Source organism: Thalassobacillus devorans MSP14, from assembly GCF_000496835.1.
GTDB classification, from domain to species: domain Bacteria; phylum Bacillota; class Bacilli; order Bacillales; family Halobacillaceae; genus Thalassobacillus; species Thalassobacillus devorans_B.
This window is the reverse complement of record NZ_KI543239.1, coordinates 126,858-138,921: the sequence shown is the minus strand read 5'-3', so window position 1 is coordinate 138,921 and position 12,064 is coordinate 126,858. Positions and strand designations below refer to the sequence as shown.

Annotated in this window: 10 protein-coding genes and 1 riboswitch; of the genes, 5 read left to right on the top strand and 5 right to left on the bottom strand. The window is 44.4% G+C overall.

Going from position 1 to position 12,064, the window contains the following annotated elements:
• The first annotated feature begins 12 nt into the window (after positions 1 to 12).
• A riboswitch (cobalamin riboswitch) is annotated at positions 13 to 191 on the top strand.
• Positions 192 to 506: 315 nt separating this feature from the next.
• From P855_RS0119685 to P855_RS21960, 5 genes are all read left to right on the top strand, one after another.
• A complete protein-coding gene (locus P855_RS0119685; protein WP_051353339.1) occupies positions 507 to 2,738 on the top strand; it encodes a ribonucleoside-diphosphate reductase subunit alpha in 2,232 nt (743 codons plus the stop codon).
• Positions 2,739 to 2,750: 12 nt separating this feature from the next.
• The gene (locus P855_RS0119680) at positions 2,751 to 3,791 is read left to right on the top strand and encodes a ribonucleotide-diphosphate reductase subunit beta (protein ID WP_028785147.1); all 1,041 of its coding nucleotides are present in this window, start codon (positions 2,751 to 2,753) and stop codon (positions 3,789 to 3,791) included.
• A gap of 170 nt (positions 3,792 to 3,961) precedes the next feature.
• Positions 3,962 to 4,303 carry a P-II family nitrogen regulator gene (locus P855_RS0119675; protein WP_028785146.1) on the top strand — a complete coding sequence of 114 codons (342 nt, stop codon included), beginning with the start codon at positions 3,962 to 3,964 and terminating at the stop codon, positions 4,301 to 4,303.
• A 20-nt stretch (positions 4,304 to 4,323) separates the two neighbouring features.
• Complete coding sequence (locus tag P855_RS0119670; protein WP_028785145.1) at positions 4,324 to 5,706, top strand: ammonium transporter; 1,383 nt, start codon at positions 4,324 to 4,326, stop codon at positions 5,704 to 5,706.
• A gap of 300 nt (positions 5,707 to 6,006) precedes the next feature.
• Complete coding sequence (locus tag P855_RS21960; protein WP_143030722.1) at positions 6,007 to 6,105, top strand: putative holin-like toxin; 99 nt, start codon at positions 6,007 to 6,009, stop codon at positions 6,103 to 6,105.
• 761 nt (positions 6,106 to 6,866) lie between these two features.
• Here the strand turns inward: P855_RS21960 and P855_RS0119660 are convergent.
• From P855_RS0119660 to P855_RS0119640, 5 genes are all read right to left on the bottom strand, one after another.
• Positions 6,867 to 8,021, bottom strand: a complete 1,155-nt coding sequence (locus tag P855_RS0119660) for a homogentisate 1,2-dioxygenase (protein WP_028785144.1) — start codon at positions 8,019 to 8,021, stop codon at positions 6,867 to 6,869.
• A 15-nt stretch (positions 8,022 to 8,036) separates the two neighbouring features.
• Positions 8,037 to 8,954, bottom strand: a complete 918-nt coding sequence (locus tag P855_RS0119655; RefSeq protein WP_028785143.1) for a fumarylacetoacetate hydrolase family protein — start codon at positions 8,952 to 8,954, stop codon at positions 8,037 to 8,039.
• Positions 8,951 to 9,580 (bottom strand): flavin reductase family protein, encoded by a 630-nt coding sequence (locus tag P855_RS0119650; RefSeq protein WP_028785142.1) that lies wholly within the window; start codon positions 9,578 to 9,580, stop codon positions 8,951 to 8,953. Before P855_RS0119650 ends, P855_RS0119655 begins: the two co-directional genes overlap by 4 nt.
• Before the next feature lie 103 nt (positions 9,581 to 9,683).
• Complete coding sequence (gene hppD, locus P855_RS0119645) at positions 9,684 to 10,805, bottom strand: 4-hydroxyphenylpyruvate dioxygenase (protein ID WP_028785141.1); 1,122 nt, start codon at positions 10,803 to 10,805, stop codon at positions 9,684 to 9,686.
• Positions 10,806 to 10,833: 28 nt separating this feature from the next.
• Positions 10,834 to 12,051, bottom strand: a complete 1,218-nt coding sequence (locus P855_RS0119640; RefSeq protein ID WP_028785140.1) for a dihydrolipoamide acetyltransferase family protein — start codon at positions 12,049 to 12,051, stop codon at positions 10,834 to 10,836.
• Between the last annotated feature and the right edge of the window lie 13 nt (positions 12,052 to 12,064).

Genomic DNA, 12,064 nt, shown 5'->3' with positions numbered 1-12,064 from the left:
AAACACAATATATAGTATCAGCGAATAGCGGATGCCACAAGGCTTAATAGGGAATCTGGTGCGAAACCAGAACTGCCCCCGCAACTGTAAGTGCTGACGAAACGGACATCCACTGTGCAAGAGATGCATGGGAAGGACCGGATTAGGCGGAAGCACAAGTCAGGAGACCTGTCTCTATTCGCATCAAGTTTCGACTTCTTCGGGGATTGAGAAGATGAAACGATGGAATAAAGGGACCGTCTATCTACGTTGTCGATACCTTCTCATTGTTCCATGGTTTCATCCGCTCAAATGGGCGGTTTTTTTTATTGTCTAGGAAATTATAAAATTTTCTATTTGTGGATAACTGTACAAGGTGAGCCACATCCAGCTCCAGCGCCTACCCCCTCGAGGTCTTAAGTCAATCCTCTTTGTGACAGAGAACGTCACGCCGAGGCTTGTCTTAAGCTTGTCGGGGGTGAGCAAGGCGCTTGCGCTTTTGTTATTATGTTAAAAGGAGTGAAACCATGGTACAAACATATGCCCCTCAGAATATCAATTGGAATAGTTGGTTGAAAGTACGGGAGAACCGCTTTTCCCACCTGGATTTGAATCCTATCAAAGAAAGACTAACCACCATTGGCACCATATCTAATGACGAACAAGCGAACCAGTTAATTTTAGAAAGCCTTGCTTTGATTGACGAACAAAACCCTGACTGGACTTATTTCGCTGCCGAATTGCAGCTTGAACAAATGTATAGGACTGCTGCGAATAATAGGAACAACAGAAAGCCATACCGTGACTTTCATCGAATGATTACAAGTATGATTGAAGAAGGTATTTACGATCCTAATTTGCTGGAATCTTACACCATCTCTGAAATTACAGAGCTGGAACAGGCTATCCTGCCAGAGCGAGATACGCTGTTGACTTATATCGGACTGAAAACTCTCCATGACCGTTACCTTGCAAAAGATAAACAAGGAAGGCTGTTTGAATTACCTCAGGAACGATTCATGATTATTGCCATGACTTTAATGAAAAAAGAAAAGAAATCTCAACGCCTGCCTCTTATTAAAGAAGCTTATTGGGCACTCAGCAACCTGTACATGACAGTCGCCACCCCTACCCTGGCTAACGCCGGGAAAAGTTATGGGCAGCTGAGTTCATGCTTCATCGATACGATAGATGACAGCTTGCAATCTATTTTTGATAGTAATACAGACACCGCCAACTTAAGCAAGCACGGAGGTGGCATCGGGGTCTATCTAGGCAAAATAAGAGGACGAGGAAGCGATATCAAAGGATTCAGCGGGGTATCGTCAGGCGTGATTCCCTGGATGAAGCAACTGAATAACACGGCGGTAAGCGTTGACCAGCTGGGCCAGCGCCAGGGAGCGATTGCCGTTTACCTTGATGTATGGCATAAGGATATTTTCTCTTTTTTAGATGCCCGACTGAATAATGGTGATGAACGTCAGCGTACTCATGATTTATTTTCAGGCGTTTGTATACCAGATATTTTCATGGAAGCGGTAGAGGCAAGGGACGATTGGTACTTATTCGACCCGCATGAAGTCAAAGAAATCATGGGATTTTCGTTAGAAGATTACTATGACGAAAATAAAGGCAAAGGGATGTTCCGGGAGAAATACCAGGCTTGTATTAATCATCCCGATTTGACAAAACAATGTATCCCAGCCATCGAAATCATGAAACGCATCATGGTCAGTCAATTAGAAACCGGAACACCTTATATGTTTTACCGTGATGAAGTCAATCGCAAAAACCCCAACGGCCATGCAGGGATGATTTATTGCAGCAATCTCTGCACGGAAATCACGCAGAATCAGAGCCCTACAATTCAAGAAGAGCAATATGTCAAAGAAGGCAAGCTGCATATCGTCCGGAACCCGGGTGATTTTGTGGTTTGTAACTTATCCAGTATCAACCTTGGAAAAGCGGTACCAGAGAATGTTCTGGAAAGGCTGATTCCAATTCAGGTCAGAATGCTGGATAATGTCATCGACCAGAACACCATTCCTGTGATGCAAGCCAAGCTGACCAATCAGAAATATCGCAGTATAGGACTCGGAACATTCGGCTGGGCTCATCTGCTTGCCCTTAAGCAAATCAAATGGGAATCAGAAGAAGCGGTTCACTACACCCATGAGGTTTATGAAAAAATCGCTTATTATACGATTCAGGCAAGTATGGATTTGGCAAAAGAAAAAGGATCCTACCCGGCTTTCCAAGGATCAGATTGGGAAACTGGTGAGTATTTTACGAAGCGCGACCTAAGAAGTAATTCAAAAATCGATTGGGAAAACCTTCAGAGGGATGTGGCTGAACACGGAATCAGAAATGGTTACTTGATGGCGATAGCTCCTAACTCCAGTACGTCGCTGATCGCCGGAAGTACCGCCAGTATCGACCCTATTTTTAAAAAGTTTTATTCCGAAGAAAAAAAAGACTATAAGATACCAGTGACCGCTCCTGATTTATCACCGGAAACCTACTGGTACTATAAAGCGGCACATGAAATCGACCAACATACAAGTATCAAGCAAAACAGTGCAAGGCAAAAGTATATCGACCAGTCCATATCGTTCAATTTTTATGTCAAAAACACAATCAAAGCAAAAGAGCTGCTTCATTTACATCTTAGCGCCTGGAAAAACGGATTGAAAACCACCTACTATACACGCTCAACTTCAAGTCAGCAAGATTTTGAATGCGAAAGCTGTTCATCTTAAGGAGGCTCAGACATGACTAACACCTTAAAGAAACGTAAAATCTCAGACCATCAGGCGCCTAACGCATCTACTGGAATCATCAATGGAAATAGCTCGAATGTACTCAATTGGGATGATATACGGTTTCCATGGGCTTATCCAATGTACAAGAACATGCTCGCAAACTTTTGGATCCCTAATGAAATCAACATGAGCAACGATATCAGACAATGGAATACACTGACCAGACAAGAACAGGATACGTTCAAAAAAATCATTGGCTTGCTCGCATTTTTAGACTCTATCCAAACAGATTACTCCAGTAAAATAGCCGATTATTTAACAGACTCAAGCCTTGTGGCGCTTATGCAGGTTCTCTCTTTCCAGGAAGTAGTCCATAATCAATCTTATTCCTATGTACTTTCTTCGTTGGTAGATCAACAAGAACAAAACAACATTTTTGAATACTGGAAACATGATGAAGTGCTGATCGAACGGAACGACTTCATTATCCAGGGGTATCAAGCATTCGCGGATAAACCTTCACCTGAAACGTTTTTAGAATCACTGGTTTATGATGTAGTGCTGGAAGGATTGTTCTTTTATGCAGGGTTCTCTTTTTTCTACAACCTCGCTCGCAATGGAAAGATGGTATCGACCAGTACAATGATCAACTATATCAACCGTGACGAACAGATCCACGTTACCCTGTTCGCAAATATTTTCAAGGAAACATTAAAAGAAAACCCGCACATAGATAAGCAAAGGTACCACCAGTTTGTTGAGGAGACGTTCCGTAAAGCTGCAGAGCTGGAAATCAAATGGGGAAATTATATCATTGGAGATAACTTCCCTGAAATTCCAATGACTGACCTTGAGGATTATATTAAGTTTTTGGCCAATAAACGCAGCAAACAAATGGGCGCCGATAAACCATTCCCTGGGTATGATAAAAATCCATTGAAATGGATAAGGGCTTATCAAGAGGTAGACGAAGGTAAATCGGACTTTTTTGAACAGAAATCAAGACAATATACCAAAGTCTCTGAGGATAACGGGTTTGATGAACTGTGATCCACCATCCTGCTCAACTGTTGGGCAGGTCTTTTTTTATTGGTTCGTGTTAACTTTCCTAACATAATTCAAAATTAGTTCTTGATTTTTCAGAAAATTAACGGTATTATATATAAACATAACATTATATGTTATAAAACCTAACATTAAAATTTAGGAGGAGCTAATCAATGAAAAAGATTGAGGCTATCATTCGCCCGGAAGCCTTCCAGACATTGCGACATGATCTTGACACCATGGGAATTAACGGGTTGACGGTATCTGAAGTAGCGGGATGTGGCCAGCAAAAAGGCCAGGAAGGTATCTTCCGAGGTAATCGCTATGAGGTCAAACTTTACCCGAAAGTGAAGGTAGAAATGGTATGTGAAAACCATGAAGTAGAAGGAATCGTCGATGTCATTTTGCAGACATGTGCTACCGATCAAGTCGGTGACGGCAAAATATTCATCCACCCGATCGAAGACGTTTATCGCATCCGCACAGGCGAACAAGGAAAAAAAGCCTTAATTTAAACAGGAAGGAAGATATAAAAATGAAGAAAAAAATCATGTCATTATCTGCTGGATTAATGGTGATTCCAACTTTTGCTTACGCTTCTCCCTCTGTTGAATCTGTGGTCAGTTCCGTAGATATGGTCTGGATGATGATCGCTGCGTTTCTCGTATTTTTTATGCATGCAGGATTTGCTATGGTGGAAACGGGATTCACCAGATCTAAAAACGCACTGAACATCTTAATGAAAAACCTCATGACTATGTCAATCGCTTCTGTCCTTTACTTCTTAGCAGGCTATGGATTCATGTTCGGTGATTCACTGGGCGGTTTCATAGGTGCCAACGGTTTCCTTTTAAACGGGCACAGTGATCAAATAGGTTTCTTCGTTTTCCAGGCTGTATTCGCAGCTACATGTGCCACTATTATCTCAGGTGCTGTCGCCGAACGGATGAAACTAGGCTCGTATCTGATGCTGACTGTATTTATGACTGGCTTGATTTATCCAATTGTCGGTCACTGGGTTTGGGGAGGAGGTTGGCTGGCTGAACTAGGATTCGTCGACTTTGCCGGCTCTACTGTTGTCCATTTGACTGGAGCCCTGGGAGCAATCGTAACCGTCCTATTCCTGGGACCACGCCTTGGCAAATATACAAACGGCAGAGTAAATGTCATCCCTGGCCACAACATTCCACTAGGAGCACTTGGGGTCTTTATTCTTTGGTTCGGGTGGTTCGGATTCAATGGTGGAAGTACACTGGCTGCAGATCCAGCCTTAATTCCAGCTGTAATTGCTACCACCTTGCTGTCTGCCTCTGCGGGAGTCATCGCATCTGCCGCTTACTCTTATATTAAATTTCAACAAATCGATGCTTCTCTGACACTTAATGGAGCACTTGCCGGTTTAGTAGGAATCACAGCAGGAACAGCCAACGTATCACCAATAGGAGCTGCTGTCATCGGGTTGATTGCCGGAATTATCTTAGTGGAAGCTGTCCAGTTGTTCGATCGCGTATTGAAGATCGACGACCCTGTCGGAGCTATCGCAGTGCACGGTGTTTGTGGAATTTGGGGAACACTTGCTGTCGGTATATTCTCTGTAGAAGGAGGTTTACTTTATGGAGATGGGACAGCACTACTCGGCGTGCAAGCAATCGGGATAGCTGCCGTAATAGGATGGACAATGGCTGCTACCTCTGTCGCATTGGTGATTGTAACCAGATTCGGATCCATCCGAGTGCCCCGCGAAGAAGAAGTCGCCGGGCTGGACTTCTCCGAACATGGGTCTTCCGCTTACGAATCTTCCCGCGGCATATTCAATGAAAACTACAGCCAGAATGTCGGAGCCGACTTTGGTGTAGGTCTCATCAAACGGCTGGACGATTTAAAAACCAAAAAAAGAAACCCGAGACAGATTCACTAATATTTCTTTTAACTAAGTTAAACTTTCTTAAAGGACTAAAAAGAACACCACCCCAACCATTGAGTGGAGGTGGTGTTCCTATGTATAAAATCGCCTGCACCAAACCGCCTTGTAAACAACCGAATTATAACTGTTCCCATGTTTAAAAGCGTACTTTTCTCCTATATGTTGCGTATTTCTCCCTAATTGCAGAACGTTTGTTCCCCTTTTGTGAAAAATATGGTATCCTTGTAAATAGATATCGATCTTGTAGGGAGAGGTCGGCTAGCCCCATGTCCGAAGAAGAAGGGGGTGATGCCTATGATGGGTACGTATGAAGTCCTGATGGTGATGCTTGCGTTTGGCACCTTTATTCTTACGTTGCTCGCCCTGGTCATCAAACTGACCAATAAAAAATAGACCTCCCTATTAACCCTGGACAAGTTGATTGGGAGAGGTCTATTCCTGACGGCCGATCCCCTGGGGGAATCGATATCCATATGACCGCAGTTGGCGCTGCGGTCTTCTTACTTTATGTCTGTATCACCTTAATGATACCACAAAATCTCAAAAATAGTATAATGAATCCCATTTTATTAGTGAAAATTTTAACAAAAGGTTCAATTAAAGGTTGTTGTTTTTTCATAAGATTCTTATTCAACAATAGGGCCGAAAAGTCGAAGACTTGATTTCGAGATGTTTGGTAGAGTTTAGGGGCGCTGGGGAAGGATTCGCTTTCCGCGGGGAAGCCGGCAAGCCTCCTCGAGCTAAAGCTCTGCGGGGTCTTGCCAGTCTATCCTTTCCCGCAGGAGTCTCAACCTTCCCCCACGCCCCTTGCCATATAAGGTACTCGAAATCGTACTTGGAAAGTCCAGCACTAATGAGTGAAGAAAACACTATTACATTGCTAATTTGAATGTACTTTCTTTGTTATAAAGCATGCTGATAAAGTTTCGAGACACAAATAAACGTATGACGGCGGGGAAAACGGTGAGACTCCTGTGGGATGAACATGATCGGTGAGATCCCGCAAGGCGAAGCCTGAGGAAGCTCACCACATGCCCACGGAAAGCGATCCGTTTTCCCAGCCGCCATAATCGCTACCTGAAACCTCGAAACTGAGTCTTCAGCAATTGGGAGCTAAAGTATGAAAAAAAGCTGCAAAAGTTGCAGCTTATTCTTCATTCCACCCATGTATACATATAATTGGTATCTTCATAACCTTTTGCTTTTTTGACGATTTTGAGCGGCCGGAACGTATCGATCATGACCGCAAGCTCCAGGGTTTCTTTTTTGCCAATGCTGGCTTCAGTTGTGCCAGGATGCGGTCCATGAGGAATTCCGCTTGGGTGCAGGGTGATCGAACGTTCATTAATCCCTTTCCTGCTCATGAAGTTACCTTCGACATAGTAAAGTACTTCGTCACTGTTCACATTGCTGTGATAGTATGGAGCTGGAATCGACTCCGGATGATAGTCGAACAGCCGCGGAACAAATGAACAAACCACAAAGTTGTGCGCTTCAAATGTTTGATGTACCGGAGGCGGCTGATGAATGCGACCTGTGATTGGTTCAAAGTCTTCCACGTTGAAAACCCATGGATATAGATAGCCGTCCCACCCGACGACATCCAGAGGATGGTGGTTAAAAATATGCTTGTGCACATGCCCGCGGGATTTCGTAAGTACTTCAAATTCTCCTTTTTCATCGAAGGTTTCTAACTTTTCCGGTCCCCGAATGTCCCGCTCACAAAAAGGGCTGTGTTCCAGCAATTGTCCATACTCATTGCGGTAGCGCTTCGGTGTTGTAATCTGACTGAAGGCTTCTACAAAGAAAATTAGACTCTCACCTTCCGGAACCAGCCGATAAATGGTGCCAATCGGGATAACAATATAATCCCCTTTGCGATATGTGATCGTTCCGAACATACTTTCAATTCTTCCTGAACCGGTATGAATGAACATCATCTCATCGCCATCCCCATTACGATAAAAACCTTCCAGCGGTTCGGTCACTATCATGGTGCCCATCAATAAATCTTCATTTCCCAATGTATAATTTCGGGCATCCAAAGCATTTCCGCCTTTATCAGCTTCCGGGGTCAGGAAATGACGGTGTCTCAATGCATCCTGTTCTTCAAATTCAGGCAGGTAGCTGTACAATTGCTCTGCTTTCGTCACCTCGGTCGGCATGTGGTGATGGTAAAGAATCGACTGAGTCCCTGAAAACCCTTTTGTCCCCATCACTTGTTCACGAAATAACGTGCCATCTTCCTTTTTGAACATCGTATGCCGCTTATGGGGAATCTCCCCTAAACTTCGATAAAACACCCGGATCCCTCCTTCGACTGTTTATATAATTTTATTTGTCAGTTTTCCTAATCCTGTAATTTCAAGGGAAACTTCATCCCCCGGCTCCAGCCAACGGTGTATATTGGTTCCCAATTCTAATATGCACCCCGTACCGACTGTACCTGATCCGAGCACTTCACCAGGGTAGAGTGTGACGTCTGCCGAAGCACGCTCGATCATTTCAGCAAATGTATAATGAATCGTCTCAAAACTGCCTTCCGAGAGGACCTTTCCATTTACTGCTGCTTTCATTTCAAGGTCGTAACGCCCGCCTTTTTGAAAAGCAGCCAGCTCATCTTTCGTGACTAGCCAAGGTCCCATCGAGGTAGCGAAATCTTTCCCCTTGGCAGGCCCAAGACCGACCTTCAATTCCTGACGCTGCAGGTCACGGGCACTCCAATCGTTCATAATGCAATAGCCGAATATGTAATCATCCGCTTCCGCAGCAGATATATTCCGGCCTTGCTTCCCGATGACACAGGCGATTTCCAATTCATAATCCAGCCATTCACAATTTTTCGGGCGTGCCACTTCTTCATTCGGTCCTTTGACTGCCAGGTGATTTGAAAAATAAAAAACAGCAACTTCATACCATTCCGGTACCACGTCCAGTCCGCGCTTTCCCCGTGCTGTCTTCACGTGTTCTTCAAAAGCATAAAAATCACGGACACTGACAGGCCGAGGCAAAGGTGCTAACAATTCGACTTCTTCTTTTCGATAGACTCCTGGATCTTCTATATTCAATGAATCTGCGAGCTGATCAACCAGGCCGCGATACGCTTCTTCTTTTTCGAGAAACGTTACTAAATCTGATGGTAATTTACCGTTCGAAGCCTCCTGCATATCGACCACTATTTCGTTGTCTATCCAGCCTGCAGCAATCTTTCCCAGGTTATTTCGAAACGTGATATACTTCATTTTAATCCCTCAGGACTTTTCTTCCGTTCCAGGGTGAACGTTTCAGCAATCGCTTTTGTGTAATTCTGTCCTGCCAGCCGGCCAATCGGATTCAGTTTTTCTGTATCAATACGGCCATTTTCATATAAATCATCTTGAATTTGTACAACCTTCACCTTTCCAATCACCAGGCTGCCGGCACCCGGTTCATTTCCGAAGTGGAGCAGCTCATGAAGTTCGCACTCTAAATGTACTCTGCTTTCTTTTACACGAGGAGGTTTGACGGAAGCACTCGCTGATTTCGTTAAGCCGACAGCTTCGAATTCATCGGTACCATGCCGGTATTCGATCGCCGTATTATTCATTTGTTCGGCAAAATCTTCACTGACAACGTTGATGACAAACTCCTTCGTCGCTTCAATATTCCGTAATGTATCCTTCTTCTCACCATCTGTTCCACGAAGCATCGGAGCAAAACATATCAACATAGGATCGGCACAGATACCGGTAAAAAAACTGAATGGTGCCAGATTTACGTTTCCTTTTTCATCTATAGTAGAAACGAAAGCAATCGGCCTTGGCAGCACGGAACCAATCAATAGTTTATACGCGTCCTTCCAGGCCAGGGAATCCGGTTTTATTTCCATGATTCATCCACCACACTTTCTGAGTAGAAAAAGGGAGAATAGCATTCTCCCTTGATTTTATTTATTATTCTGTAAGTCAACCTGCTTCGTGCCAAACCTTCCCTTAAAGGTTTCCTCTGCGTTCCTGCTCGCGTTCGATAGACTCAAAGAGTGCCTTGAAGTTTCCTTCGCCGAAGCCACGGGCCCCTTTACGCTGGATAATTTCAATGAACATCGTAGGACGGTCAACGATCGGCTTTGTAAAAATCTGCAATAGATAGCCTTCGTCATCACGGTCTACCAGAATCTTCAATTCTCTCAATTTATCAATTTCTTCATCTATTTCTCCGACACGATCGGTGAGCTCATCGTAGTAGGCATCCGGGGTGTTAAGGAATTCAACTCCGTTTTCACGTAACTTTGTTACCGTGTCGACGATATCCCCGGTAATCAAAGCAATGTGCTGAACCCCAGGACCATTATAGAAATCAAGGTACTCTTCAATTTGAGACTTCTTTTTACCTTCCGCCGGCTCATTGATCGGGAATTTGATCCGTCCGCCGTTATGCATCACTTTAGACATCAGCGCGGAATACTCGGTTGTAATATCTTCGTCCGAGAAATGGCGCATTTCCTTGAAGCCCATGACTTTTTCATAATAAGACACCCATTCTTCCATACGTTCTACATTCCCTACCACATGATCGATGGCGGCAATGCCAGTGGATTGATGCGGGATTTCGAAATCAGCAGGAAGGAATCCAGGCATGAACACACCTTTATAGTCTTTACGTTCTACCAGTGTGTGGATCGTATCACCATAAGTACCAATCACGGCTTTCTTTACTGGTCCATACTCATCGTCGATCGTGAATGGGGGAGTAATTTCAATCGCTCCACGCGAAACCGCTTCTTTATATGCTTTATCTACGTCATCTACCGTTAGGGCGACATCTTTCACCCCGTCCCCGTGCTTTTTCGTGAATTCAGCAACTCTGCTGCTTTCTGTCAATGTACCCGTCACAACAATTCTGACCTTGCGCTGTTGCAGCACATAAGAAACTGTTTCACGATTTCCCGTTTCCAATCCGGAATAAGCGACCGGCTCGAACCCGAAGGCTGTACAGAAGAAATGCGCTGCCTGTTTAGCGTTTCCAGTGTAATATTCCAGATAATCTACCTCTTTGACCGGAAAAAAGTCCTCAACCGCTTCTGGCGCTTTTTTTTGAGTAACCTGTTCTTTCATTCGCAATCCCTCCAAAATTTATTAAAAATCATTTCAAGTCAATTAATAGTAAATAAGGACGTTCAATTAAGGCCTGCACCCGGTTGGTAAACGCGACAGCCGTACCACCGTCTGCCACCCGGTGATCGAATACCATCGAAATATTCATCATCGACCGGATGGCTATCTCATCATGGACCACCATCGGACGTTTCTTTGTTTTATGAAAAGCCATCAACCCGACTTCCGGATAATTGATGATCGGTGTAGCCCCGATACTGCCTCCCAGTGGTCCGACATTGCTGATAGTAAATGTGCTTCCTGTCATTTCCTCACGCTTCAAGCGATTGCCAGCCGCTTTTTCTGTCAGTTCTTTCATTTCTTCATGGATCGTCTGCAATGATTTTTTCTCCACATCTTTAAGTACGGGAACAATCAGCCCCTCAGCTGTATCGGTAGCAATTCCGATATGATGCTCCTTTACCAGCCGGATGGCTTCATTCTCTTCGTCGAGCCTGGCATTGAAAACCGGAAACTCCTGAAGCGCCACGGATACTGCTTTGATAAAAAAAGCTGTCGCGGAAATAGCTAAGTCTTCCTGCTTCAGTTCTTGCCTGATATCAAGCAATTCAGAAACATCTATTTCTTCGAAGTGGGTGCAATGAGGAATAGTGAAAAGAGACTTTGTCATTTTATTGGCAATCTGCTTTCTTCTGCCACGGAAAGGAATCATCTCGGACTTATCCACTGATTCCTCACTTACCTCCTGGGTTTTAATCTCCTCAGGTGCTGACGTTTCCGGCACAGCAGCAAAACGTTTGACGTCGTCCACAGTGATTCTCCCTCTTATACCTGTACCTTGTACCTGTTCTATATCAACACCAAGCTCACGCGCCACTTTCCTTGTGTAAGGCGCAGCCTTGACACGCCGGTCAGGAGCGGTGACTTCAAAGCTTTGCACATACGGTGTTTCTGCTTTTACCGGTTCTTTCTCTAATTCCAGTGTGGCGGCGGTTTCCCGTTCCGCTTCACCGGCTGTTTCGAGCACTACAACCGTAGTCCCAATGGAAATGGTCTTTCCTTCTTCCACTAACAGTTCCTTTACGACCCCTTGCTGTGGAGCCGGGATTTCCGCTGTCATTTTATCTGTAGAAACTTCTACCACCGGTTGATCGACAACTACCTCATCACCAGGCTTCACAAGAAAATGTGTAACCTCAGCTTCGGTCATCCCTTCTCCGATGTCATGAAGCTTAATTTCAACCATGGTCATCCTCCCC

What these genes read in the sequence shown, in the direction of transcription:
- P855_RS0119685 (WP_051353339.1), top strand. Translation starts at nt 507, where the DNA reads ATGGTACAAACATATGCCCCTCAGAATATCAATTGGAATAGTTGGTTG.
- P855_RS0119680 (WP_028785147.1), top strand. Translation starts at nt 2,751, where the DNA reads ATGACTAACACCTTAAAGAAACGTAAAATCTCAGACCATCAGGCGCCT.
- P855_RS0119675 (WP_028785146.1), top strand. Translation starts at nt 3,962, where the DNA reads ATGAAAAAGATTGAGGCTATCATTCGCCCGGAAGCCTTCCAGACATTG.
- P855_RS0119670 (WP_028785145.1), top strand. Translation starts at nt 4,324, where the DNA reads ATGAAGAAAAAAATCATGTCATTATCTGCTGGATTAATGGTGATTCCA.
- P855_RS21960 (WP_143030722.1), top strand. Translation starts at nt 6,007, where the DNA reads ATGATGGGTACGTATGAAGTCCTGATGGTGATGCTTGCGTTTGGCACC.
- P855_RS0119655 (WP_028785143.1), bottom strand. Translation starts at nt 8,954, where the DNA reads ATGAAGTATATCACGTTTCGAAATAACCTGGGAAAGATTGCTGCAGGC.
- P855_RS0119650 (WP_028785142.1), bottom strand. Translation starts at nt 9,580, where the DNA reads ATGGAAATAAAACCGGATTCCCTGGCCTGGAAGGACGCGTATAAACTA.
- hppD (WP_028785141.1), bottom strand. Translation starts at nt 10,805, where the DNA reads ATGAAAGAACAGGTTACTCAAAAAAAAGCGCCAGAAGCGGTTGAGGAC.
- P855_RS0119640 (WP_028785140.1), bottom strand. Translation starts at nt 12,051, where the DNA reads ATGGTTGAAATTAAGCTTCATGACATCGGAGAAGGGATGACCGAAGCT.